Here is a 26,517-nt window from a genome sequence, read left to right as displayed (position 1 = left end):
CCTTTTAGAAGTCTTGGCTTCTTTCGATTAATAAAATATAACAGCAATCATATGAGTTTGGTAAGGGCGAAAAAACATTTAGGGCAACATTTTTTGACCGATAAAAAAATAGCAGCTAAAATTGTAGACGGTCTTGTCCATACCGATCAGTACAGTCAGGTGCTTGAAGTAGGGCCGGGTATGGGTATCCTTTCGGACATTCTGCTGGAAAGAAAAGACCTGGAAACCTTTATGATTGATATTGATGTGGAATCTTATCATTTCTTAAAAGATAAGTATCCGCAAATGGGCGAAAGGTTAATTAACGGGGATTTTTTGAAAATGGATCTGAAAAAAGTATTTTCCGGCAAATACGCTATCATAGGTAATTTTCCTTATAATATTTCTTCACAGATCTTGTTTAAGGTTTTGGAACACAGAGAAAATGTAGTAGAGATGGTAGGCATGTTTCAAAAAGAAGTGGCAGAACGCTGTGCATCTAAAAGCGGAACAAAAGATTACGGGATTCTAAGTGTGCTGATCCAGGCCTATTATAATATTGATTATTTATTTTCTGTAAAGCCAGGAACTTTTAATCCTCCTCCTAAAGTGAACTCGGGTGTAATCCGTTTGAGCAGAAACGAGCGGGCGACTTTGGATTGCGATGAGAAATTATTCTGGATTGTCGTTAAAGCCGGATTTAATCAGCGTAGAAAAACATTAAGAAATGCTTTGTCGGGCGTATTGCCTAAAGTTAAAATGGATGACAATATCTATTTTGAAAAAAGAGCAGAGCAATTGAGCGTAGAAGATTTTATTACCCTTACACAGCTGGTCACCAGGCTGGCGTTATAATTATAAAACAGATGAACGGTAAAATTTTAATTGTTGATGATTTACACCCTGTATTCAAAAGCAGGGCAGAACAATTAGGTTATGAAGCAGACGATCGTCCATTAATCACCAGGGCAGAAACGCTGGCGGTGATTTCAGGATATGATGGTATTGCAGTACGGACGAAGTTTAAGATAGACAGGGAGCTGATGGAAGCTGCACCGGGGCTTAAATTTGTAGCCAGAGCAGGGGCAGGATTGGATAATATTGATGAGGCTTATGCGAAGGAGCGGAATATTAAGTTGCTGAATGCACCGGAAGGTAACAGGGATGCAGTAGGGGAACATGCGATGGGGATGTTGCTTTCACTAATCAATACGCACCGCAAGGCTGATATGGAGATCAGGAACGGAATCTGGGATCGGGAAGGTAACCGTGGATGGGAGCTGAAAGGTAAAACTGTCGGGATTATCGGATATGGTTTTATGGGAAGCAGTATGGCCAGAAAACTTTCGGGTTTCGAGGTGAAAGTGCTTGCTTATGATAAATATAAAACAGGCTTTTCTGATGCTTATGCGCAGGAATGCAGCATGGAAGAGATTGTTAAACATAGTGATGTGCTGAGTTTACATATTCCACTGACTTCGGAAACCAGGCAAATGGTGGATGAGGAATATTTATACCATTTCAAAAAGAATATATTTTTTATCAATACGGCCAGAGGCGAGATTGTAAATACGAAAGCGGTATTGGCAGCGATTAAATCGGGTAAAATATTAGGTGCAGGACTGGATGTGCTGGAAGTTGAAAAATTCCCGGCATTGGCAGAACAGGACTGGTTTACTGAATTGAAAGCATCTGAAAAAGTTATTCTGACGCCACATGTTGGTGGATGGACTTTTGATTCGTATAGAAAAATTTCTGAGGTGCTTGCTGATAAGCTGGAGCAGATTTAGGGTAAAAAGATATTTTATGTCAGACCCGGTTATGTAAATGACCGGGTTTTTTTTTGCCTGAAATGTTTTGCTTTGAACTTAAATATTACCTTTATCAAAAACGCATTACTCATGGAGTTTCTTTACGTCATCTTACTGGTTGTCATCATCGTGATGATTGCCACCACTAAAAGCAGCCTGAACGAAAGAGTCGGGAAGCTTGAATACCGGATCTTTGAATTTCAGGAGCTTTTAAAGCAAAGCAGGCCCGGATATATTCCACCAGAAACAACTGCCACGGAGCCAGAGCCACAAGAAATGCGGCCTGTAGACTGGGGTACATCTCCATTTCAAGCGCCGGCAATCCCACTTGTTCCGCCACCGTATAAAACTAAAAAAGATCTTAATCCTGATCCTGTACGTGATTTCATTCCCAAACCTGTTCAGGAGGAAGCGGTTGTTCCTGAAGAAACAGTACAACCTGAAGTTGTTCACGATATACCTCAGCCAGTTCAACAACCTGTTCATCGTGAACCAGCGGTACCAGAACTTTCCTTCTTTGAGAAACATCCTGATCTGGAGAAATTCATCGGAGAGAATTTAATCAATAAAATTGGTATTGCAATACTCGTACTGGCTATCGGTTACTTTGTGAAATTTGCTATTGACAGCAACTGGATCGGCCCGGTAGGCCGCGTTGGTATTGGCGTACTTTGCGGAGGTATTTTAATTGGTATTGCACATTGGATGCGTAATTCTTACAAAGCATTCAGCTCTGTTTTAGTAGGGGGTGGGCTTGCCGTTTTATACTTTACCATTACGCTTGCTTTTCATCAGTTTCATCTGTTCAATCAAACCACGTCCTTCATTATCCTGATTGGGATAACCTGTTTTGCCGTCGCGCTTTCGCTCTTGTACAACAGGCAGGAAGTGGCCGTTATTGCATTAGTAGGTGGTTTAACCAGTCCATTAATGGTCAGTACCGGACACGCCAATTATCACGGTTTGTTTATTTACCTGGTCATATTAAATGCAGGGCTGCTGGTGATTGCTTACCGTAAATCATGGCGTATTCTTAATGTATCGACCTTTGTACTGACCGTACTGATGTTTTCAGCAAGTCTGTTCAGCATGCCAGCTACGAGTTATGGAACCGGCTTTTTATATGCCAGCATTTTATACCTGCTTTTCTTTGGGATTAATGTGGCTTATAATGTCCGGGAGAATAAAACATTTATCGGTGCTGATTTTACCCTTTTACTGGCCAATACCGCGCTATATTTTGGAGCAGGATTATTCTTGCTGACCGGAATGCATCAGGAACAGTTCAGAGGGCTTTTTGCTGTAAGTTTAGCAGTGATCAACTTGCTGTTATCTTACTTGCTGTTCCGCAATAAAAAGGTAGATACCAACGTGCTTTATCTATTGATCGGGATTACGCTGACCTTTATATCGGTTGCTGGCCCAATTCAATTACACGGCCATTATATTACCTTATTCTGGGCAGCAGAAACGGTACTGCTTTACTGGCTTTATCAAAAATCCCGCATCTATTTAATGCAGCTGGCTTCGCAAATTATCTGGGCATTGATGCTGTTAAGCTTATTCATGGACTGGGCGGCAATTTATGGTGACTCTGCAATAGCTGTCAATGTGCTGATCAATAAAGGATTTATTACCTCACTGTTCAGCGCAATCAGTTCTTACTTGTTATACGTTCTTTATCAAAAGCCTGACGTTGAAGGGGAAATTCCTAAAGGAGATATCTTAAACCCGGCATTCATTAAATACACAGCTATTGTACTGCTGTTTTTAAGCGGACTGCTGGAAGTTAATCATCAGTTTTCAAACCGGTTCCCGCATACCCCTTTGAACAGTGTGTATGTAATTTTGTATGCTTCATTATTTCTTTACTTATACCTGTTTTTAGGTAAAAAAAGAGAGTCACTCCGGTTAAACTGGAGAATAAATGCGGTCCTGATCGGCGGTTGTATTGCGGTGTACCTGTTCTTTATGGTTGGATTTTTTGATCTGCAAGAGGCTATGCTTGTGCGTCAGGAGGTCGCATCTTTCCATTTTACAGCCCACTGGATTTGCGCGGTGTTTATCGGGCTGTTATTTGATCAGCTGATCCGGATTTGCAGAACCTTATTGCCAGAAACCCTGAAGAAAATGGCAGCCTGGGTTTTAGCGGGTTCAATTGTTCTGTTCCTGAGTCTGGAAGTCAGCTTAATCAGCAACGTACTATTCTATTCAGCTAACAACTCAATCAGCAATGTAGAAACGATTTATATAAAGACGGGGCTTCCGGTATTATGGGGATTAGCATCCTTTGCGATGATGTGGCTGGGCATGCGTCATAAATATCTTACGCTAAGGATTATTTCGCTGAGCCTGTTTGCGCTTACCTTATTAAAGCTATTTATATTTGACATCAGTAATATTCCACCTGCTGGTAAAATAGCAGCGTTCTTTTTCCTGGGCGTCATCCTGTTAATCATTTCATTCATGTACCAGAAAGTTAAAAAAATTATTGCCGCAGATGAACCCCATAAAGATGAATAAACAGTTTTTTTTAACACTAACTTTTTTACTGAGTGTTTTCGGTGTATTCGCGCAGCAAACATTCAGGTATCAGGCTGTACTGCCAAAAGTAGAAGCCGATGGGTTTTACCGGGTTGATTTGAGTCCTGAACTGATTGCTGGTGCGCAGGCAAATCTGGGTGATATCAGGATACTGAATCAGAAGAAACAGTTTTCACCTTATATTTTTGGCAATCAGCTGGTTTTTAAAGATCAGCGGAACTTTATTGCTTTCCCAAGGTTGAAAATGTTAGCAGAAGTGGATACTGTAACCACTTTTATAGTGGAGAATGCAGCTCACCTGACCATTAATCAATTGAGTTTACAGTTACGTAATGCTTCTGTTCAAAGAAATGTAAACTTATCCGGAAGCGATGATCTTAAAAAATGGTATGCGATTAAAGAGAACATCTCTTTGGAAGAAGCTGTTTCCAATGAACCAGGTAATGGAACTTATCAGCAGCAGCTGAATTTCCCTTCCAGTTCTTACCGGTATCTCCGGATACAGATCAACAATGAAAATAAAGAACCGGTAGCGATTTTGCAGGCAGGTATTTACAGGCAGCAAAGTATTCCGCCTGTTTATGTTCAGCTTAAAAAGCCTTTGATTCAGCAGCGGGATAGTGCTCAGGTCAGTTATATAACGGTTCGTTTCAATGCGCCTTATCAATTGAATAAACTGTACCTGGAAATGGCCGGGCAAAAGTATTATAAACGCAATATCAGGGTTTATGCGGTACATCAAAAAGAGAAAACACTGGTTGCAGATACTTCTATCAGTACTTCAGCGATTCCTAACCTGTACTTCTCAGCCAAAACAAATCATTTAGAGCTTGAAATTGTGAATGGTGATAACCCACCATTGGTGCTTAATAAAGTCAATGGCTATCAATTGAGCCAAAGTCTGATCAGTTACCTTGAAAAAGGTCAGGATTACAAGATTTTGTTCGGAGATGAAAAAGCAAATGCGCCAGATTATGACCTGAAGTTTTTTGGAGATAGTTTGCAGCAGGAGTTGAAACCACTGAACTATCAATTGATTTCTGCTAATCCTTTATATCAAAAACCACAGGAAAAAAGTAAGGTGGCAAAAGGAGACGGGATTCCGGGCTGGATAATCTGGGCAGCAATTGTCATAGTCGCTGCTTTACTGGGGTTCCTGACTTTTAAAATGACGCAGGAAGTCAGTAAAAGAGATCAAATATAAACTGCCCTGCTGTCGACATACAGCAGGGCAGTTATGCAGTTGAAATTTACTTGTTCCAGCTGTTATCTGACGGCTTGGCATCCATATAAATACCACCTTCCAGCACTATTGAAGTCACTGGCTTGTCGGCAGTAAATTGAATGTTAATTGCTTTCTGGTTGAATTTCCACACGGCTGGCGTTTCATGGATTACATGAGTAGTTCCGTCAGCATAAGTAACTTTAATATCAAAAGGTATCGCAAAACCACCTGTGTTTTGAATAGAGATGTTATACGTCATCCCTTTGATGGTTACTTTATCAATAGCCAGATCGATATAGTTATTGCTGAAAAACCAGTTGTTCCAGAACCAGTTTAAATCTTGGTTGGAAACATCATTGATGGTATTAAAGAAATCCCATGGAATAGGGTGCTTTCCATTCCAGCGGTCCATGTAGGCATGCAGGTATTGCTTGAACAATACCTCTCCAAACATATCTTTTAAAGCCAGGTAAGCCAGCGAAGGCTTCACATAGGCATTATTACCATATCCTGAACCAGAAACCTGGGTAGACAGGGTGATAATTGGCTGATCTTCTTCTGTAGAAGGATCTTTAATCCATCGTTCTACTCTGAATTTCTTGTAATTCTGGTCTGCTTTTTCTTTTCCAAGCTGCTGCTGACCAATCAGGTATTCTAAAGTAGTTGCCCACCCTTCATCCATATGCGCATAACGGGTTTCATTCGTTCCCATGTAAAAAGGGAAATAAGTATGTGCAATTTCATGGTTCAATACAAACTGGCTGAATTCCATATCTGGTGTACTGGAGTCATTCACCATCATCGGAAACTCCATATCAGCAAAACCTTGTACTGCAGTCATTTTTGAGAATGGGTAAGGAACACCCGGCCAGTTATTTGAAAACCAGTCTAAAGCTAGTTTAGTCCAGGTTGCAGCATGAGAAAAGTCTTCAGCTTTGCTGTCATAGGCAGATTGTACACTTGTTCTTCTGCCGGTTTTTTTATCAACGACAACGCTTCCTGCATCCCATAAATAATGATTACTCAGCGCAAAGGTTACATCAGTAATATGATTGGCAGCAAATTTCCAGGTATTCCATTCATTTTGCTTAGTCACTTCTCCATTTGCCATTTCCTGCGCATTGGCGATAGACACGACTTCTTCACTGGTGTAAGACTTTTTAAGCTTCTCTGCGAATTTAGGCTGTAACACCTCATCCGGATTCTTTAAATCGCCTGTGGCCCATACTACGTAGTTTTTAGGTGCTTTCACCGTCAGCAGGTAATCATTGAAATCATTATAGAATTCAGTTCTGTCGGTATGCGGAATTTTATCCCACCCATTATAATCATCATAAACGGAAACTCTCGGAAAGGCATAGGCTACAAAAAAAGTGGTGCTGTCAATCTGGCCTTCTCTGCCGCTTACTTTTGATAAAGGATAACTCCAGTTGATTTTAAAGGTTGCAGTTTTGCCTGGTGCTAATGCATTGTTCAGTTTAATGTCTGAAGTAGTGCCCCAGTCTTTGCTGTCTACATTGTAAGACTGTCCATCTACTGTAAATAAACTGATATCCAGTCCGCTCGTTAAATAGTCTTTGCTCACGTAACCTGCTCTTGGTGCTTCTGGTTTGTGCATGTTATTAACAAACCTCATCGTTATTCTTCTCAGCGTATCAGGGCTATGGTTCGTGTAAGTGATGGTTTCCGTTCCTTTGACTAATTTATCATTTGGAGTGACTGTGATCGTCATATCGTACTTCCCTTTATTCTGCCAGTAATTTTTTCCAGGCTTGCCATCCAGCGCACGTGTACCTTTAGCGAACGCTGCTTTGATATTCCGTGGCATGTACAGTTCCTGGGCCTGCGTGGTAACGGCTCCCAATAAAAATAGCGTAGCTATCTTGAAAATGTTTTTGTGCATCATATTTTTATAATTCGTTCAATACCTGTCTGAATTCAGTGGTTCCATATTTTACGACCTGTTTAAATTTATTCTTCAAATTTAAACAGTCACTGAAACAGGCAGCTGAATTCAGGCAGATTTTCAAAAGTAATCGTTTTAGGCCTTTAAACAAGTTATTCAATAAATATTAAGGGATTTAAAGGCTTTGCAAACAATTCAAATCAAAAGATTTGCTTTTGTAAGAATTGCCTGTTATCTTCGTTTTAATTGAAGCAAGACTATGTGGGCTTATTGCCGGTATAGTCTTGTTTGTATTTTAAAGGTTTTACAAATAATAAATTAAGCTATGACAGAGGTAACATACTACACTCAGGAAGGATTAGATAAGCTAAAAGAAGAAGTACATTACTTAACTACTACAGGGAGACAATTGATCTCCAAAGCTATAGCTGAAGCAAGAGATAAAGGCGATCTATCTGAAAATGCGGAGTACGATGCTGCGAAGGAAGCACAAGGTCTGCATGAAGCAAAAATATCTAAATTAAAGACTACACTTGCATCTGCAAGATTAATTGATGAATCGAAATTAGACCTGACTAAAGTGCTGGCTTTATCGATCGTTAAAATAAAGAACTTAAAAAACGGTGCAACGATGAGTTACCAGCTGGTGGCTGAAACTGAAGCTGACCTTAAAACCGGAAAGATTTCTGTTAAATCTCCGATTGCACAAGGTTTGTTAGGTAAATCGGTAGGGGACAAAACTGAAATTGAAGTTCCTGCCGGTAAAATTGAATTTGAAATATTAGAAATCACGAGATAATCATTTTATATGTCAAGTATATTTTCCAAGATCGTAGCCGGAGAAATTCCCGCACATGTAGTTGCCGAAACGACAGAATTTATGGCGTTTTTAGATGTCAGTCCTTTAACGATGGGACATTTACTGGTGATCCCTAAACAAGAAATTGATTATATATTTGATATGGACGAAGAAAGTTATTTCGGACTTACCTTATTTGCAAAGATTGTAGCAGTAGCGCTAAAGAAAGCTTTTCCATGTGTAAAAGTAGGAATGGCCGTTATTGGTCTGGAAGTACCTCATGTACATATCCATTTGATCCCTATGAACGCAGTGGGGGATATGAATTTTAGTAAAGCGAAGCTGAACCCTACGCAGGAAGAATTGCAGGAAGCCGCTCAGAAAATTAAAGCACACTTATAAAAAGATAAGAGCCAGTTAAAAAACAAGGACCTGTTTTCAGTACCTGATTCATTCTTCATGAATTCCAGTACGAAAACAGGTCCTTGTTTTTTTTAATTGACCCTGTTGCTTTATTTCAGCTTCTCATTATTTTTATGCCTGTCGGCATCCCTGATACTCTTTTTCACCAGGTTTTTCTCCATTGCTTCGGTCAGGTTAATACCAGTTTGGTTAGCCAGACAGATCAGCACGAATAAAACATCGGCCATTTCATCGCCAAGGTCTACAGCTTCATCACTTTTCTTGAAAGATTGCTCACCGTATTTACGGGACATAATGCGGGCTACTTCACCTACTTCTTCCATCAATATGGCCGTATTGGTTAATTCGTTGAAATAACGGATTCCGGTCGTATTGATCCACTGATCAACGGTATCCTGTGCTTCCTGTATCGTCATTATTCTTTATTTTTAGTATCAATTAATATCGTAACCGGCCCGTCATTGACCAAACTGATTTTCATGTCTGCACCAAAAATCCCTGTTTGTACAGCTTTGTCTGATAAAATACTGAGTTGTCTGATCATGGCTTCATAGAGCGGAATAGCCTGGTCTGGTTTTGCAGCGCGGGTAAATCCGGGTCTGTTTCCTTTTTTAGTCGCTGCAAACAGGGTGAACTGACTGATCAGTAAAATATCTCCAGTTATATCTGCAAGCGATTTATTCATCAGCCCGTTTTCGTCACTAAAGATCCGGATATTGAATATTTTAGCAGCGAGCCATTCCAGGTCTTCCTGATTGTCGGCTTCTTCAATGCCTAATAAAACGAGCAGCCCGTTTTCAATTGAACCGGTTATCGTATCGTCTACCTGGCAGCTGGCCTGCGTAACTCTTTGTATAACTGCCCTCATGAATGTTTAAGCTCTGGTTTCATTGCCATGGTACATACTCAGGTAACTTTCATAGCGGCTGCTTTCGATTTCCCCGCTTTTAACGGCCTCTAAAACTGCGCAGCCAGGTTCGTTGATGTGACGGCAATTGTGAAACTTGCATTGATGCATCATATCACGCATTTCTCTGAAATAATGACTCAGTTCCTCTGGTTTAATATCATAAATACCCAGTTCTCTGATGCCCGGACTATCGATCAGGTAACCACCAAAAGGCAGGGTATGCATTTCAGCAAAAGTTGTGGTATGCTGGCCCTTATCACTGGATTCAGAGATCTCGCCCGTTTTAATATGACGGTCTGGTAGCAACACATTGATCAGACTCGATTTTCCTACACCTGAGTGCCCTGAAAACAGGGTTGTTTTATCTTTTAATAAACTTTCTATCAAGGGCATATTAGTACCTTCGGTTGCAGAAACTTCATAACACGGATAACCCAGACTTTCATAGATATTTTTATATTCTGCCAGTACTTCCAGCCCATCTTCATTGTATAAATCCAGTTTATTGAAGATTAATACCGAAGGAATGCTGTAAGCCTCCGCGGTTACTAAAAAGCGGTCTATAAAGCCTAGTGAAGTACGGGGAGAGGCGAGCGTAACCACCAGAAAGGCCTCATCTATATTGGCTGCTATGATCTGCGCCTGTTTTGATAAGTTGATTGATTTTCTGATGATATAATTTTTGCGGGGATGAAGTTTATAAATAACTCCATTTTCAGAATTAGGCTCCATCTCGAAGTCTACCTGATCTCCAACTGCAACAGGATTGGTGGTCTGAATTCCTTTGATCCGGAATTTTCCTTTAATCCTGCATTGATAATCACGGTCATCTTCTCCATGAACCAGATACCAGCTCCCTGTTGATTTTATTACTAGTCCTTGCATAATTTACGCAGTAAAGGTAAGTAAAAAACAGGAGGCTGCTTTTTGAGAACACTGAATAATTTTAGTCAGGTGTATTTATTTGCTGATAATTTTTTTTCATGTTTTCTTGCTTATTAGGAAAATATAACTTTACTTTAGGGTATAGCAATACCGAAGCAATATTGTTATGAACATATGATAAATAATTCAACACTTACATCCATTATTATTACCACCACCGGGAAAGCCGGAGGCAGGTGTATATTGGTATAATAAGCATAATAAAAAACCATAAAAAAGCGCCTTCCTCTAAACCGGAAGGCGCTTTTTTTTTTGAACTTGTACCAAACCAATACCTCTAAAACCAATAGATTAACAATTAAAACTATGAACATTCTAAAATTCGGCGGTACTTCAGTAGGATCAGCATCAGGTATACGAACCCTGATCAGTATCCTAAAAGAAAGGGAACAGGGTGATTATCCAGTAGTTGTACTTTCAGCAATGAGTGGAGTTACCAATCTGCTTCTGGCTATGGCAGAAAAGGCACAGGTGGCAGAGGAGTATGCCGCAGAGCTCAAAGCAATTGAAGAGAAACATTTCGAAGTGGTGAGAACGTTGCTTCCTGCTGCTGCACAAAATCCAGTATTTACACGGTTGAAAATTTACTTCAATGAAATGGAAGATGTTTTGCAATCGGTTTATCATTTAAAAGAATTAAGTCCTCAGACCAAAGATTTAATCCTGAGTTTCGGTGAGCGTTGTTCTGCTTTTATGATCAGCCATATTGCTAAACAGGATTTTCCCAATGCAATTTGTGTAGATGGATCTGAACTGATTAAAACAGATAGTAATTTTGGACAGGCCAAAGTAAATACGCCATTAACAGAACTGCTGATTCAGGACTTTTATGAAGCAAATAGAGATAAACTATTGTTTGTAACCGGATTTATAGCCAGCAATACCGAAGGAAGAACCACAACTTTGGGACGTGGTGGCAGTGATTTTACCGCAGCAATATGGGGTTCTGCCCTGAATGTAAAAGAGATTGAAATCTGGACTGATGTAGATGGGATGCTGACTGCTGATCCAAGGATCGTAGAAAAAGCATTTTCTTTACCAGAACTGAGTTATACAGAAGCAATGGAGCTATCGTATTTTGGCGCAAAGGTAATTTACCCGCCAACAATGACTCCTGCTTTTCTAAAGAAAATACCGATTGTCATCAAGAATACTTTCAATACAAGTTTTAAGGGTACTTATATCCGTCATGGGGTAAATACTTCAACTTTTCCCATCAAAGGAATTTCTTCAATCGATGAAATCAGTATCCTGAATTTGTCTGGTAGCGGAATGGTTGGAAAGGCTGGTTTTAGTGGCAGGTTATTCTCTCTTTTATCAAGGGAACAGATTAACGTGGTCTTGATTACCCAGTCTTCTTCTGAGCATAGTATCACTTTTGCAGTGAAGCCTGCTGATGCTTTGAGTGCACTGGCGATCATCAGTAAAGAATTCGAACTGGAATTACAGGCTAAAAAACTGGAATATCCGGAAGTGGAAAATGGATTGGCTGTACTGGCTATTGTAGGGGAGAATATGAAACATACACCGGGCATGTCTGGTAAATTGTTCCATGCTTTAGGTAGAAACGGGGTCAATGTGCGGGCAATTGCACAAGGATCTTCAGAATATAATATATCAGTTATTTTATCGAAAACTGATCTTTCAAAAGCGGTGAATGCGGTGCATGAAGCTTTCTTTGAAAATCTGAAGAAAACACTCCATGTATTTTGTCTGGGTACCGGAAATATTGGTAAAACTTTGTTCCGCCAGTTATTGGTGCAAAGTCCGTTGCTGGCGCAGAACAATGATTTGGAAGTGAAGGTGATGGGGATCAGTAATTCCCGCGAAATGTATTTGAGTAAAACAGCCATGAACCTGGCAGATTGGGAAAATGAGCTGAGCAAAAATGCGGAGCAGGCAGATTTAGCTTCCTTCGTGAAGCAGATGAAAGCCATGAATTTACCCAACTGTGTTTTTGTAGACAATACAGCAAGCAGCAATCCGGTCAACTTTTACCAGGAAATATTAGAATCAAGCATTTCCCTGGTGACTTGTAATAAGATTGGAAATTCTGCCGAATATGAGCAATATGCTGCTTTTAAAACGGCTGCACGTACTTATGGGGTAGACTTTCATTATGAGACAAATGTAGGGGCAGGTCTTCCGATCATTCGTACATTGAAAGATTTAATGCTGAGCGGAGATAATATTTTCAGTATAGAAGCGATCCTATCGGGAACCATTTCTTTCATCTTTAATAACTTTAAAAATGAGGTGCTTTTCCATGAGATCGTCAAAGAAGCACAGGATAAAGGGTATACTGAACCAGATCCGCGTGATGATTTAAATGGAAAGGATTTTATGCGTAAAATGCTGATCCTGGCAAGAGACGCAGGTTATCCGTTAGAGGAAGCAGATGTACAGTTGGAAAGTATGCTGCCTCCGGCTTGTATGGCTGCGGATAGTGTGGATGATTTTTATCAGGAACTTAAAAACAATGCGGCTTACTTTGAAGATTTGAAAAGCAAAGCTGCCGCTGAAAATAAAGTGTTGCGGTATATTGGAAAACTGGAAGAAGGAAAAGTGACTATTAACCTGCAAATGGTTGATGACAGCCATCCTTTCTACATGCTTTCGGGCAGTGATAATATTATTTCTTTCACTACAGACCGGTACAAAGATCGTCCTTTAGTGATTAAAGGGCCTGGTGCGGGTGCTGAAGTAACTGCTGCCGGTGTATTTGCGGACATCATAAATGTGGGCAAGAAATGAGAAATACAGTAAAAGTTTTTGCTCCGGCAACCGTAGCGAATGTGGTTTGCGGGTTTGATGTTTTAGGTTTTGCAGTGAATGCGCCGGGTGATGAAGTGATTATGCGGGTTACAGATAAACCCGGGGTGATGATCTCTAAAATTACCGGGGATGAGGGCAGGTTACCGCTTAATCCGGCAAAGAATACGGTCAGTGCAAGTGTACAGGATTACCTGAAACATATTGGCCGTACGGATATTGGAATTGATATTGAATTGCACAAAAAGATGCCTATCGGAAGCGGCCTGGGTTCAAGTTCTGCAAGTACGGTAGCCGGACTTTTTGCGATCAATACTTTGTTCGGCAATCAATTGAGTAATAAAGAACTGGTTCCTTTTGCAATGAAAGGTGAGGAGCTGGCTTGTGGTTATGGACATGCAGACAATGTGGCACCTGCTTTACTGGGTGGTTTTGTACTGGTTAGAAGTTACGAACCTTTAGATGTGATTAGTTTACCTTTTCCACAGGATATGTGCGCGGCTATTGTTTATCCGGAAGTGGATGTGCCTACTAAGGATGCCAGGCAAATGATCCGTTCTAAAGTTTTACTGAAAGATGCAGTGAAACAATGGGGAAATGTAGCTGGTTTGGTAACGGGCCTGTTTACGAATGATTATGATTTGATTGGCCGCAGTATGGTGGATGTACTGGTAGAGCCTACACGGTCTATTTTAATCCCTGATTTTTATAAAATGAGAAATATAGCCATGGAATTGGGTGCGGTTAGTTTCGGGATTTCCGGTTCGGGGCCTTCGGTTTTCGCCCTGACCAAAGACCAGGATACGGCACATTTAATTACACAGGCACTGCAGAAACAATTAAAATCCATTCAGATTAACAGTCTTTCATTTGTATCAACGGTCAATAAAAAAGGCCCGGTTATACTTGATTAAAAAATGCAAACATGAAATTATACAGTACCAATAACCACGACCTGAAAATAGATTTCCAATCGGCTGTTTTCAATAGTATGCCCCAGGATAAAGGCTTATATATGCCTGTGGAAATCCCTGCGCTTGATCAGGATTTTATTCAGCATCTTGACCGGTATACACTGCGCGAGATTGCTTATCAAGTGAGTTCTGCTTTATTGCAGGATGATATCCCTGCAAATGATCTGAAAGCAATCATTGACGATGCGATCAATTTTGAAGCCCCTTTGCATCCGCTGGATGAAGATACTTACGTATTAGAATTGTTTCACGGCCCTTCACTGGCTTTCAAAGATTTCGGTGCAAGGTTTATGAGCAGGGTAATGGCTTATTTTTTAAAGGATAATGAGCAATTGCTGGATGTGCTGGTGGCTACTTCGGGAGATACCGGCGGGGCAGTAGCACTTGGGTTTTTGGGTGTGCCGAATACCAGGGTAACTATTTTATACCCTAAAGGAAAAGTGAGTGAGATTCAGGAATTACAATTGTGCAGCAATGGACAGAACATCCGTGCAATAGAAATAGACGGAACTTTTGATGATTGTCAGCAGCTGGTGAAACAGGCATTTGCTGAGGAGGAGCTGAATAGTAAAATGAGACTTACTTCTGCGAATTCGATCAATATTGCGCGTTTGATCCCACAAACTTTTTATTATTTTAATGCAGTAGCTCAGCTTTTCAGAAAAGGGCAAAGAGAAGTGGTATTTGCAGTGCCTAGTGGTAATTTTGGAAATATTGCTGCGGGTTTACTGGCTTATAAAATGGGCTTGCCTGTGAAGCAGTTTATTGCCGCTACCAATGTAAATGATACGGTTCCGCGTTTTCTGGAAACCGGCGTTTATGAAACCAGGCCTTCAGTACAGACTTATGCGAATGCAATGGATGTAGGTGCGCCAAGTAATTGGGTAAGGATTATGAACTTGTTTAATGATTCGCGTGAACAGGTGAAAGAACTTGTGAAGAGCTATCGTTATACGGATGAGCAGACTGTGGAGGCGATTGCTGATATTTACCAGCAGTTTAACTACGTGGCTTGCCCGCATACAGCTATTGCCTGGTTAGCGGTACAGGAATACCAGCAGCAACATGCTCCGTCCGAAGATACTTTTGTATTCCTTTCTACTGCACATCCTTGTAAGTTCCCGGATATATTTCCTGCTGAAATTGCGGCGCAGATCAATATTCCTGAGCAGGTGAATGCGCTGAGACAAAAAGAGAAAACAGCTACAGCGATGCCAGTAGATTTTGATGCTTTTAAAGCGTTTTTATTGACGGCTGGCTAGAGTTTATTGGAAGGAGTAAAAATAAAAGCCTGTTTAACTTGAATTAAACAGGCTTTATGTTATTTTATCTTTTTGAATCGCATAATAGCGATATCGCCCATCATAAAATTAAGTATCGTATCTCCTTTGACGGAGTATTTATTTACTTTTTTTAAGGTTTCAAAGAAAACAGATTCTCCTTCACCAGGGCAGGCCATTTTTGTAACTGCCATTGGTTCATTAAAGCTAATGGAGGTGTCGTCTGCATTCAATTTTCCCGAGAAAGAGTTACAGCTGCTGTTACCGCTTACCTTTTTGTCTGCCAGGTCAAAATTCAGGGTTGGTTTCCTGCCTGGATATAAACCATTGAAAGCAATCCTCGGGCCTGAGATATAATTCAGTTCCCATGTTCCTCCGAGCTTGGATAAATCTGAACTTGCTTCTACCGTATTCTTTAAGGCATTACAGGAAGTTAAAGTGCCAATAACTGTAAGTACCATCAATGTCGTCCTTCTCATATCGTTCTTTGTAGAGAACGAAATATACAAAGAATCTGCCAATTATTCCTCAGCAGCAGAATCTGACCTCCAGATTAGAAAACTGCGCGGGCAATTCTTTTTGTCGGTTCAGGGTTACTCATGGTATAAAAGTGAAGTACAGGAGCGCCGACTTTGATTAACTCTTTGCACTGCTGGATCATCCATTCTATTCCTACCTCTTTTACATCTTTCTCATTTTTACATTCCTGCACGGCTTCTGTCAGATCTTCTGGCAAATCGATATGGAATATTTTTGGTAAACTGATCAGTTGTTTAGAGGACGTAATTGGTTTAAGTCCGGGAATAATGGGGACATTTATCCCGTTTGATCTGCACTGGGCAACAAAATCACAGTATTTAGCATTATCAAAGAACATTTGGGTCACAATAAATTCTGCACCCATATCTACTTTTTGTTTCAGGTATTTAAAATCAGCCTTTAAGTTAGGGGCTTCAAAATGCTTTTCGGGATAACCTGCCACCCCAATACAGAAATCTGTCTGGAAAGCTGAATGATCTTCAAAAAGATATTTCCCATTGTTCATATCATTAACCTGGCCTAACAGATCAGTGGCATAAGCGTGGCCACCAGGAGTAGGAATAAAGGTTGAATCTGCGTGTCTTGCGTCTCCACGTAAAACCAATACATTATCAATACCTAAAAATTGAAGGTCAATCAGTGCATTTTCAGTTTCTTCTTTGGTAAAGCCACCACAAATTAAATGCGGAACAGCATCTACTTTGTATTTGTTCATGATCGCAGCACAAATGGCTACTGTACCCGGACGTTTACGGTAAGAAACTTTTTCCAGCAAGCCGTTGTCATGCTGTTTGTAGATATAATCTTCTCTATGATAGGTCACATCAATGAAGGGTGGATTAAATTCCATCAAAGGGTCTATGGCATCATAAATATCAGTAATGCTTTTTCCTTTAACTGGCGGCAGCAGCTCAAAAGAAAACAAGGTTTTACCCTTGGCGTTGGTAACGTGGTCGGTGATCTTCATTTAAGTTTTGTTGTGAGGTTAATAGGCTAAATTCGGACTAAGCCATCTTTCGGTATCTTCAAGTGACATGTTTTTTCTGACTGCATATTCTTCTACCTGATCTTTGGTGATTTTCCCAAGGCCGAAGTACCTGGATTGAGGGTGTGAGAAGTAAAAACCACTTACTGCTGCTGTTGGGTACATCGCGAAGCTTTCTGTGAGGCGAAGCCCTATTTTTTGTTCTGCGCCCAGTAGTTCAAATAGTGTTTCTTTTTCGGTGTGGTCCGGACAGGCAGGATAACCTGGTGCCGGACGGATACCTGCATATTCTTCCTTGATCAGATCTTCATTTGTTAACTGCTCGTCCTTTGCATAACCCCAGTAATCTTTACGGACTAATTCATGCAGGTGTTCTGCGAAGGCTTCAGCAAGCCTGTCTGCGAGTGCTTTTGCCATGATACTGTTGTAATCGTCATAGTTGGCTTCAAATTCAGCAACCATCTCATCACAGCCAATACCTGTAGTGACAGCGAAGCCACCAAAATAATCCTGAACGCCGTCTTCTTTTGTCGCAACGAAATCTGATAAAGCATAGTAAGGCTCTCCGGCAACTTTCTCTGCTTGCTGACGCAGGGTATGGATCGTTACTGGTTTGCCTGCTACATCTAATACAATATCATCGCCTTTGGCATGTGCCGGCCAGAAGCCAATCACTGCTTTTGCGGTCAGTAATTTCTCCTCAACGATCTTTTGTAACAATACACGGGCATCATCATATAATTTTCTGGCTTCTACGCCAACCGATTTATCGTTGAATATTTTTGGGTAACTGCCTCTTAATTCCCAGGTATGGAAAAAAGGAGTCCAGTCAATATAAGGGACAAGGGTTTCCAGTGGGTAATCTTCCAATGTTTTAGTCCCGGTAAATTTAGGTGCAGGCGCAACCAGGGCAGGGTCAATGGTAAATTTGTCTGTCCTTGCTTCTTCAATAGATTTGAAACGTTTATCGTTACGTTTGTTCAGATGCGCTTTGCGTGCTTTATCATATTCCTGTCTGATATTATCAATATAACCTCCTCGGGTCTCGGGATTCATCAGGGTACTGCATACGGTCACACTTCTGGAAGCATCAAGCACATGGATAGCGGGGCCTGAATAATTCGGCGCTATTTTTACCGCAGCATGGATTCTGGAAGTAGTGGCGCCACCTATCAGCAGGGGTACAGTAAAGCCTTCACGTTCCATCTCTTTGGCAAAGTGAACCATTTCATCCAGCGAAGGTGTGATCAGGCCGCTTAAACCGATAATATCTGCATTGATTTCTTTGGCTTTTTTAATGATCTCCTGTGCAGGGACCATTACCCCTAAGTCTACGATTTCAAAGTTATTACAGGCTAAAACTACCCCTACAATGTTTTTACCAATATCATGAACATCGCCTTTTACGGTAGCGAGTAAAATTTTTCCGGCCGAAGAACTTTGATCTCCATCGGGGTTGTCCAGTTTTTCCTGCTCAATGAATGGGAGCAGGTAAGCTACGGCTTTCTTCATGACCCTGGCAGATTTTACGACCTGTGGCAGGAACATCTTTCCGGCACCGAACAAATCCCCCACGATATTCATTCCGTCCATTAGCGGGCCTTCAATGACGTGGATAGGGCGATCGTATTGTTGCCTTGCTTCTTCTACATCGGCATCCAGGTATTCAATGATTCCTTTGACTAAAGAGTGGGAAAGACGGGACTCTACGGGTTCTTTTCTCCATTCTTCATCCTTAACAAGTTCTTTTCCTTTAGATTTTACGGTTTCTGCAAAGTCTACCAGACGCTCTGTCGCATCTTCCCGGCGGTTTAATAAAACATCTTCTACACGTTCCAGTAATTCGGCGGGGATGGCTTCATAAACTTCCAGCATCCCGGCATTCACAATTCCCATATCCAGTCCGGCCTTAATGGCGTGGAATAAAAAGGCAGAGTGCATGGCCTCACGTACGGTATTGTTTCCTCTGAAAGAGAAAGATATATTGGATACACCACCACTTACTTTCGCGTAGGGCAGGTTTTCTTTAATCCAGCGTGCTGCGTTGATAAAATCAACTGCATAGTTATTGTGTTCTTCTAAGCCAGTGGCTACGGTTAAGATATTCGGGTCAAAAATAATGTCTTCTGCCGGAAAGCCAATCTCATTTACCAGGATGTCGTAAGAACGTTTACAGATTTCTTTTCTGCGTTCAAAGTTATCCGCTTGTCCGTTTTCATCGAAGGCCATCACCACGATCGCTGCACCGTAATTCATAATCTTACGGGCACTTTCACGGAATTTGTCCTCTCCTTCTTTGAGTGAAATCGAGTTGACAATCCCTTTTCCCTGTAAACATTTTAAACCGTTTTCAATGACGCTCCATTTAGAGGAATCGACCATGATCGGCAGTTTGGAAATATCAGGTTCTGAAGCAATCAGGTTCAGGAATTTCGTCATTGCAGCTTCAGAGTCCAGCATTCCTTCATCCATGTTCACGTCAATGACCTGCGCACCACCTTCTACCTGTTGTCTGGCAACGGCAAGTGCAGCTTCGTAATCACCGCTTAAAATTAACCTGGAAAATTTTGGGGAGCCCGTGATATTGGTTCTTTCACCAATGTTGACAAACATGCTTTCGGGCGTAATGGTTACGGGTTCAAGTCCGCTCAGGCGAAGATATTTAGGTATTTCTGGTATTTGTCTTGGGGTAATATTTTTGGCTTTTGCGGCAATAGCTGCGATATGGTCTGGCGTGGTGCCACAACAACCACCCACAATATTCACAAAGCCGTGCTGAATGAAGTCTCCAACTAAAGTAGCTGTTTCATTAGGCATTTCATCATAAGCGCCAAATTCATTCGGTAAGCCTGCGTTAGGATATGCGGATACGTAACAGGGTGCTTTGGCAGCCAGTTCTTCAATATGGGGCCTCATGTCTTTTGCACCCAGTGCACAGTTGAAACCGATGCTGAGTGGGTTGGCATGAATGATTGAATTCAGGAAAGCTTCTACAGTTTGTCCGGACAGTGTTCTGCCTGATGCATCTGTAATGGTTCCGGAAATCATGATCTCAATTTTACGTCCTATAACTTCTTCGTATTTTTTGATTGCAAATATTGCTGCTTTCGCATTTAAAGTATCAAAAATTGTCTCAATTAATAACAGGTCAGATCCGCCGTCAACAAGACCCCTGATTTGTTCATAGTAAGCGTCAACGAGTTCATCAAAGGTTAAAGCCCGGTATCCAGGATCATTCACGTCTGGTGAGATAGACAAAGTACGGTTAGTAGGCCCTACAGCGCCTGCAACAAAACAAACGCGGTCTGGATTTGCAGCCATGAATTCAGTAACTGCTTCTTTGGCAATTTTAGCGCCTTCGAAACTCATTTCATAGTCCAGTTCTTCCATCTTATAATCCGCAAGAGAGATTCTTTGCGTACTAAAAGTATTGGTTTCAATGATATCTGTACCTGCTTTAAGGTATTCTGTATGTATAGCTTTGATGATATCAGGACGCGTAATATTCAGCAGGTCATTATTCCCTTTGACATCGCATGGGTGATTCGCAAAGCGCTCTCCTCTAAAGTCTTCTTCAGTCAGGATATAGCGCTGAATCATGGTGCCCATTGCCCCATCGATGATTAGTATTCGTTTTTTAAGCTCTTCTCTTATGCTCATTATCTGTGTTGTGGATAGCCGTTTGTCTGTATTCAAGCCACTAGTGCAATGCGATGTAGTATCTTAAAGACAGAAAATTTTATATAAAGGCCTAATCAGAAATCCAGTGTCGGATCGAATTAACTTATCTGTCAGGAACAGCCGGAACTGTTCGAGTAGAATGTAGCACCTTGTAAGCACAGGTTGCTAAGACTTCGTCGGGTCTAATCCCTCCGTCTTTCTTTATAAGCTTGGTACAAAAATGCAACAAAGAAAAATCATTTCCAAGCAAATAGAGTTTAAAGCATATAATATTGCAAAAATCAGGTAATTTGAATGGTGGTACGAAACAATGTTCTGCGGGGTCAAAAAAAAAGCCGGTCAGCTTTAAAACTGACCGGCTTCCTTTGTAAGGATGCTGACTTATTTTCTTCCTCCGAATATTCTCAATAAGAAGATGAAAATGTTCAGGAAGTCAAGGTATAATGACAAAGCGCCCATGATCGCTAATTTCTTAGTATCATCAACAGCCATAGTACCACCGTTTTCTTCGATACCTGCACCGATACGTTTTAGTTTCTGAACGTCATAAGCAGTTAATGCAGTGAAGATCGCTACACCAAAGAAGCTCATGATATAGTCAAAACCGGAACTTTTCAGGAACATGTTAATTACACTGGCAATCACCAGGCCTACTACACCAATCATTAAGATTGATCCGAATTTACTTAAATCCGTGTTGGTGGTATAACCTAATACAGCCATTAAACCAAATATTCCTGCCGCAGCAGCAAAACAAGCCACTACTGAACTTGTTGTATAAATCAATAAGATGAAACTCAGACTGACACCGGTCAATACTGAATACAGAATAAATACACCTAATAAAGCGCTGTATGATAACTTACTCAGCCCTGCACTCATCAAAAGTACCAGCCCTAGCGGAGCAAACATAGCAACATAACCTATCATAGACATTTTACCTGTTTCCTGATTGATCAGGTAGCTTAACATTTCTGGCGTATTTGCCATGTAAACTGCAGCCAGTGTTGATAAACTCAACGCTACAAACATCCATAAAAACACGTTGGCAAAGAATTTCTTTGCAACTGTTCCTGTCTGGTTTTCCACAAATACTGATTGTTGTGACCAATTATTATTGTTGTTATCCATGTTATTTTAAAATTTAATTAAATATACGAATCTATTTGTATCAGCAAAAGCTATGCCCCTAGTCTTTTTGTCAGAATTTCTTCAACTTTATGGAAGATTTGAAGGGGTTTTGCTGTTCTCCATGCCAAATCGTCAAGTTCACCACCAAAGTTGATATAGTAATCAATATTGCTGCTTCTGAATTCTTCAATCACATGCGGGTTGAAATTCAGTCCGGTGATCCAACCGTCTTCCACATCCTGAAACCATTCTTCGTAGTAACTGTCTTCTGAAGCATGGAAGTTAAGAACGTTTTCTCCGATAAGGATAAATTTATTGATGCCTTCATCGATCATCAGTTCCAGTATTTCTCTTTTCAGGAGCATAATGTCATTTCCTATCGCATCGTTCCATTCGCCGATAAATTCAATGATCGCATAATTATGTTCATAGTCTACAAACAGCACTTTAATATAAAGTGTATTGGAGCCAAAATCATCCCATTGCGGGTGAATCAGGAAATTGTACAGCTGTTTATCGAAATAAAACTCAGAGTATTCGGTGTTGTAAAATGGTGACCGGGGGTCTTCCGCGGCTATATAATCGTCACGCCAGCGGTAAAATGGTTCTATTTCGTGCATAATAATTTTATTTAGTACCGGCTTCCACAGCCTTTCTAACACTTCCGTAACGGATCAGCAGGTCTTCGGCTTTTTTATAGTCGATATGAAGTTCATTCATCACCATCTGTGTACCTCTGTCAACGAGTTTATGATTCGTTAATTGCATATCAACCATTCTGTTTCCTTTGACACGGCCTAATCTGATCATGACTGTTGTACTTAGCATATTCAGCACGAGTTTCTGTGCGGTACCGGATTTCATCCGGGTAGATCCTGTTAAAAATTCGGGGCCTACTACAACTTCAACCGGGAAATCACTGGCTTCAGCTACAGGGCCGCCTTCATTACAAATAATACAGCCGGTCAATATGCCGTTTTCTCTGGCTTTTTTCAGTCCACCAACTACGTAAGGGGTAGTTCCTGATGCGGCCAGACCAACCAGGCTGTCTTTCGCGTTGATGTTGAATTCCTGTAAGTCTGTCCAGGCCTGATTATCATCATCTTCTGCATTTTCTACGGCGCGTCTGATTGCTTTGTCCCCACCAGCAATAATTCCCACCACTTCATCAAAAGGAACGCCGAACGTTGGCGGACATTCTGAGGCATCAACTACACCCAGTCTGCCGCTTGTACCTGCGCCGATATAAAATAACCTTCCACCGTTTTTCATCCGCTCTGCTACAGCAGCAGCCAGTTTCCCGATTTGTGGAATCGCTTTTTCCACTGCAAGAGGAACTGTTTTATCTTCGTTATTTATACCTTTCAGAATGTCAAGTACTTCCATCTGATCAATATTAGTATACTTTGATTCTTGTTCGGTGATGCGTATCATTTTATCTTTTTTTGTTAAAATTCGTCAATTTCTTTTGAACAGGGAAATATGAATGCATTTCGGGCAGATTTTCAGCTGAATATTTATAAACAAATGAGTATTATAATAAAATCTTAAACAATTACAATTCTAATGGGGTTAGTAGCTTAATTAACAGCGTAATTTCATAACTTTGTGCAAACCTACTTCAGTGAAACCAACTACCCGTAAAAACCTGCTTGTCGCAATCACTTATTCTGTTACATTAATAGGTGGTATGTTCTTGGGTTATAAGTTTTTAAAGGATCAGGGGTTCACCTTTCAGCACAATGTTCAGTTTGCAGATAAAAATTCAAATAAAGTAGACGAAATTATCAATCTGATCAATAGAAATTATGTGGATGAGATTAATGCAGATACTTTAAGTCACCTTGAAATTGATAGTTTATTACACCAGCTGGATCCTCACAGTGTTTATCTTCCTCCGGTCAAAGCAAATGCACAAGCTGATATGCTGGAAGGTAATTTCCAGGGCATTGGTATTGAATATTATATTCTTAAAGATACACTGCTGGTAACCAATGTAATCAAAGATGGGCCGGCTGCACAGGCAGGGCTGAAACTGGGTGATAAAATCTTGAAAATTGATAGTTTGTTTGTCAGTGGTAAACATTTGACTAAAGATAAAATGATCGGAAAGATCAAGGGTAAAAGCGGAACTCCGGTTCAGCTGGTCGTACTGCATACCGGAGCTGCACATCCGGTGACGTTAACGATCAAAAGGGGGAGAGTGAGTGTGAGCAGTATTGATGCTGCCTATATGATCAATGCAGATGCCGGGTATATCCGGATCAGTGAGTTTGGCGCTAATACCGATAAAGATTTTGTAGAATCTGTAAAAGCACTAAAGTCTGCGGGAATGAAAAAACTGGTACTTGACCTGCGGGATAATGGCGGTGGTTATTTAACTGCGGCTACGGGGCTGGCCAATCAGATTCTTCCGGAAAATAAACTGATTGTTTATACCGAAGGGAAACATGAGCCGCGTACAGACTATATTGCAACCGGGGGAGGGGAATTTGAAAATGGAAAGCTTGCTGTGCTGATTAATGAAAATACAGCTTCTGCGAGTGAAATACTGGCGGGTGCTGTTCAGGATCTGGATAGGGGGGTGATCATTGGACGCCGTTCCTTTGGAAAAGGACTGGTACAGGAACAGTTTCCTTTTGGAGATGGTTCTGCACTGAATCTGACTATTGCAAGATATTATACCCCTTTAGGCCGCAGCATTCAGAAATCTTATAAAAAAGGGTATACAGCTTACCAGAATGAGATTGATGATCGCTATAATGATGGAGAGCTGACGGATAAACCTGTAGCTGCAAAAGATAGTTTAAGAAGAAACCTGGCTTTTACAACGGGTTCGGGAAAAAAAGTTTTTGCAGGTGGCGGTATTGAGCCGGATATTTATGTGAAAATGGACACGACCGGAATGAATAAGTTCTATGGGATGTTATTGACCAAAAAAGTGCTTTTCGATTATGTGTTCGACGTATTGGCAAACCGGTACAATGCCGCTTACCTGGAACAGAATTTAGCAACTTTCAGTATCAGTGATACAGATTATAAAGACTTTGTGAAGTTTATACAAAGCAAAAATATTGTGATTGATCCCAGGCAGCTTGCTGCGGCAAAGCCGGTTATTTATAGTGACCTGAAAGCTTTACTGTGTAAGTATCATTTAGGGGAAGCTGGTTATTATAAGGCTTTGAACTTAAATGACACTATGGTGAAGCAGGCGCTTTCAAGCATGCAATAAATAAGATTAAACCATTTTTTCAGGCATAAAAAAAGCGGTATTAAATCTAATACCGCTTGTTGATGATTTTCAGTTTCTATTTCTGTCTGAAGTAGATCTGGATTGGTGCTCCGCTAAAGTCGAAGTTCTCACGTAATTTATTCTCAATGAAACGTTTATACGGTTCTTTGATATATTGAGGAAGGTTACAGAAGAAAGCAAACATTGGTGAAGTTGCATTGATCTGCGTCACGTATTTTACTTTAATGTATTTTCCTTTTAATGCTGGTGGCGGATATTTTTCAATGATCGGAAGCATCACATCGTTCAGTTTCGAGGTAGGAATTTTCTTTCCTCTGTTTTTGAACACTTCTAATGCCGTCTCAACTGCTTTGAAAATACGTTGTTTGCTCAATACTGAAGTGAATACGATTGGGATATCTGTGAAAGGTTGTAATTTAACACGAATCTGTTCTTCGAAAGCTTTCATCGTTTTATGATCTTTCTCTACCAAATCCCATTTGTTAACCAGAATTACGATACCTTTTTTGTTCTTCTCTGCTAAGTGGAAAATATTAACGTCCTGAGATTCTAAGCCATCAACAGCATCTATCATTAGCAATACCACATCAGCCTCTTCAAGAGCCTTGATAGTACGCATTACAGAATAAAACTCGATGTTCTCTTTTACTTTTGTTTTTTTACGAAGCCCTGCGGTGTCGATGAACATAAATTCATGTCCGAACTGATTGTAGTGAATATGGATGGAATCACGTGTTGTACCTGCAATTGGGGTAACAATATTTCTATCCTGGCCCATTAAGGCGTTGATCAGGGAAGATTTACCCACATTTGGTCTGCCGACTATAGTCAGTTTTGGTAAAGCATTTTCTTCGACTACGTCATCTTCAAAATGTGAGATCACGTCATCCAGTAAGTCACCTGTACCTGAACCTGTCATCGAAGAGATCGAATAAATATCTCCAAGGCCAAATCCGTAGAATACAGCTGCATCATTTTCTAATGAAGTATTGTCTACTTTATTTACGACAATGAAAACCGGTTTTTTACTGCGGCGTAATAGCTGTGCTATTTCATCATCTAAATCTGTAATTCCAGTGATTACGTCAACCATAAACAGGATAACGGAAGCTTCTTCGATCGCGATAACTACTTGTTCGCGGATTGCCGCTTCAAACAGATCTTCAGAATTTGCTACATAACCTCCTGTGTCAATTACAGTAAATTGTTTGTGTGTCCATTCAGCAACGCCATAATGGCGATCGCGTGTTACACCACTGAAATCATCAACAATTGCTTTACGACTTTCAGTTAAGCGATTAAAAAGGGTAGATTTGCCTACGTTTGGTCTTCCGACGATTGCGATAATGTTACTCATGT

Annotated in this window: 21 protein-coding genes and 1 riboswitch; of the genes, 10 read left to right on the top strand and 11 right to left on the bottom strand. The window is 40.7% G+C overall.

Annotated features, from left to right (window positions below; genetic code table 11):
- The first annotated feature begins 51 nt into the window (after positions 1-51).
- The 4 genes from rsmA to AB3G38_RS14745 all read left to right on the top strand — a co-directional run bounded on the left by rsmA (position 52) and on the right by AB3G38_RS14745 (position 5,538).
- Positions 52-834, top strand: coding sequence for a 16S rRNA (adenine(1518)-N(6)/adenine(1519)-N(6))-dimethyltransferase RsmA (gene rsmA, locus AB3G38_RS14760; protein WP_367864641.1), 783 nt, complete (start codon positions 52-54; stop codon positions 832-834).
- Between the two features lie 11 nt (positions 835-845).
- Positions 846-1,769, top strand: a complete 924-nt coding sequence (locus AB3G38_RS14755; RefSeq protein ID WP_367864640.1) for a 2-hydroxyacid dehydrogenase — start codon at positions 846-848, stop codon at positions 1,767-1,769.
- Between the two features lie 111 nt (positions 1,770-1,880).
- Entirely contained in the window at positions 1,881-4,313 is a 2,433-nt protein-coding gene (locus AB3G38_RS14750) for a DUF2339 domain-containing protein (protein ID WP_367864639.1), read from the top strand.
- Positions 4,306-5,538 (top strand): DUF3999 family protein, encoded by a 1,233-nt coding sequence (locus tag AB3G38_RS14745; protein WP_367864638.1) that lies wholly within the window; start codon positions 4,306-4,308, stop codon positions 5,536-5,538. The genes AB3G38_RS14750 and AB3G38_RS14745 overlap by 8 nt, the downstream gene beginning before the upstream one ends.
- A gap of 46 nt (positions 5,539-5,584) precedes the next feature.
- On the opposite strand, the gene AB3G38_RS14740 is transcribed toward AB3G38_RS14745, so the two are convergent.
- Positions 5,585-7,465, bottom strand: coding sequence for a M1 family metallopeptidase (locus AB3G38_RS14740; RefSeq protein ID WP_367864637.1), 1,881 nt, complete (start codon positions 7,463-7,465; stop codon positions 5,585-5,587).
- A gap of 325 nt (positions 7,466-7,790) precedes the next feature.
- Between AB3G38_RS14740 and greA the strand changes: the two genes are divergently transcribed.
- Together greA and AB3G38_RS14730 are read left to right on the top strand one after the other, a co-directional pair.
- Complete coding sequence (gene greA, locus AB3G38_RS14735; RefSeq protein ID WP_183870212.1) at positions 7,791-8,264, top strand: transcription elongation factor GreA; 474 nt, start codon at positions 7,791-7,793, stop codon at positions 8,262-8,264.
- A 9-nt stretch (positions 8,265-8,273) separates the two neighbouring features.
- On the top strand, positions 8,274-8,666 hold the full coding sequence (locus AB3G38_RS14730; RefSeq protein ID WP_367864636.1) for an HIT family protein: 393 nt from the start codon (positions 8,274-8,276) through the stop codon (positions 8,664-8,666).
- A gap of 110 nt (positions 8,667-8,776) precedes the next feature.
- Here AB3G38_RS14730 and AB3G38_RS14725 read toward each other — a convergent pair whose 3' ends face one another.
- From AB3G38_RS14725 to rsgA, 3 genes are read right to left on the bottom strand one after another with little or no spacing between them, the layout of a single operon-like run.
- A complete protein-coding gene (locus AB3G38_RS14725) occupies positions 8,777-9,103 on the bottom strand; it encodes a nucleotide pyrophosphohydrolase (RefSeq protein WP_068405648.1) in 327 nt (108 codons plus the stop codon).
- A complete protein-coding gene (gene dtd / locus AB3G38_RS14720; RefSeq protein WP_367864635.1) occupies positions 9,103-9,555 on the bottom strand; it encodes a D-aminoacyl-tRNA deacylase in 453 nt (150 codons plus the stop codon). Before dtd ends, AB3G38_RS14725 begins: the two co-directional genes overlap by 1 nt.
- Before the next feature lie 6 nt (positions 9,556-9,561).
- The gene (gene rsgA / locus AB3G38_RS14715) at positions 9,562-10,482 is read right to left on the bottom strand and encodes a ribosome small subunit-dependent GTPase A (RefSeq protein WP_367864634.1); all 921 of its coding nucleotides are present in this window, start codon (positions 10,480-10,482) and stop codon (positions 9,562-9,564) included.
- A 366-nt stretch (positions 10,483-10,848) separates the two neighbouring features.
- Here rsgA and thrA point away from each other — a divergent pair, with 366 nt between their 5' ends.
- Genes thrA through thrC form a run of 3 tightly spaced genes read left to right on the top strand, consistent with a single transcriptional unit; the run spans position 10,849 to position 15,550 of the window.
- Entirely contained in the window at positions 10,849-13,296 is a 2,448-nt protein-coding gene (gene thrA / locus AB3G38_RS14710; protein WP_367864633.1) for a bifunctional aspartate kinase/homoserine dehydrogenase I, read from the top strand.
- Positions 13,293-14,228, top strand: coding sequence for a homoserine kinase (locus tag AB3G38_RS14705; protein ID WP_367864632.1), 936 nt, complete (start codon positions 13,293-13,295; stop codon positions 14,226-14,228). Before thrA ends, AB3G38_RS14705 begins: the two co-directional genes overlap by 4 nt.
- An 11-nt stretch (positions 14,229-14,239) precedes the next feature.
- Positions 14,240-15,550, top strand: a complete 1,311-nt coding sequence (thrC, locus tag AB3G38_RS14700) for a threonine synthase (RefSeq protein ID WP_367864631.1) — start codon at positions 14,240-14,242, stop codon at positions 15,548-15,550.
- Between the two features lie 59 nt (positions 15,551-15,609).
- On the opposite strand, the gene AB3G38_RS14695 is transcribed toward thrC, so the two are convergent.
- The 6 genes from AB3G38_RS14695 to murQ all read right to left on the bottom strand — a co-directional run bounded on the left by AB3G38_RS14695 (position 15,610) and on the right by murQ (position 23,339).
- A complete protein-coding gene (locus tag AB3G38_RS14695; RefSeq protein ID WP_367864630.1) occupies positions 15,610-16,047 on the bottom strand; it encodes an META domain-containing protein in 438 nt (145 codons plus the stop codon).
- Between the two features lie 74 nt (positions 16,048-16,121).
- The gene (gene metF, locus AB3G38_RS14690; protein WP_367864629.1) at positions 16,122-17,075 is read right to left on the bottom strand and encodes a methylenetetrahydrofolate reductase [NAD(P)H]; all 954 of its coding nucleotides are present in this window, start codon (positions 17,073-17,075) and stop codon (positions 16,122-16,124) included.
- A gap of 18 nt (positions 17,076-17,093) precedes the next feature.
- Entirely contained in the window at positions 17,094-20,753 is a 3,660-nt protein-coding gene (gene metH, locus AB3G38_RS14685) for a methionine synthase (RefSeq protein ID WP_367864628.1), read from the bottom strand.
- A gap of 121 nt (positions 20,754-20,874) precedes the next feature.
- A riboswitch (SAM riboswitch) is annotated at positions 20,875-20,984 on the bottom strand.
- Positions 20,985-21,155: 171 nt separating this feature from the next.
- Positions 21,156-21,905, bottom strand: a complete 750-nt coding sequence (locus tag AB3G38_RS14680) for a Bax inhibitor-1/YccA family protein (RefSeq protein WP_183869967.1) — start codon at positions 21,903-21,905, stop codon at positions 21,156-21,158.
- Between the two features lie 50 nt (positions 21,906-21,955).
- Positions 21,956-22,525, bottom strand: a complete 570-nt coding sequence (locus tag AB3G38_RS14675) for a hypothetical protein (RefSeq protein ID WP_367864627.1) — start codon at positions 22,523-22,525, stop codon at positions 21,956-21,958.
- Positions 22,526-22,532: 7 nt separating this feature from the next.
- Positions 22,533-23,339 (bottom strand): N-acetylmuramic acid 6-phosphate etherase, encoded by an 807-nt coding sequence (murQ, locus tag AB3G38_RS14670; protein ID WP_367864626.1) that lies wholly within the window; start codon positions 23,337-23,339, stop codon positions 22,533-22,535.
- Between the two features lie 190 nt (positions 23,340-23,529).
- Here murQ and AB3G38_RS14665 point away from each other — a divergent pair, with 190 nt between their 5' ends.
- On the top strand, positions 23,530-25,137 hold the full coding sequence (locus AB3G38_RS14665) for a S41 family peptidase (RefSeq protein ID WP_367864625.1): 1,608 nt from the start codon (positions 23,530-23,532) through the stop codon (positions 25,135-25,137).
- 76 nt (positions 25,138-25,213) lie between these two features.
- Here AB3G38_RS14665 and der read toward each other — a convergent pair whose 3' ends face one another.
- Positions 25,214-26,515, bottom strand: coding sequence for a ribosome biogenesis GTPase Der (gene der, locus AB3G38_RS14660; protein WP_068405690.1), 1,302 nt, complete (start codon positions 26,513-26,515; stop codon positions 25,214-25,216).
- Positions 26,516-26,517: the final 2 nt, after the last annotated feature.

It is taken from the genome of Pedobacter sp. WC2423 (genome assembly GCF_040822065.1).
In the GTDB taxonomy this organism is placed as follows: Bacteria; Bacteroidota; Bacteroidia; order Sphingobacteriales; family Sphingobacteriaceae; genus Pedobacter.
Note: the sequence above shows the minus strand (reverse complement) of the source record. Positions and strands in the feature narration are given on the sequence as shown.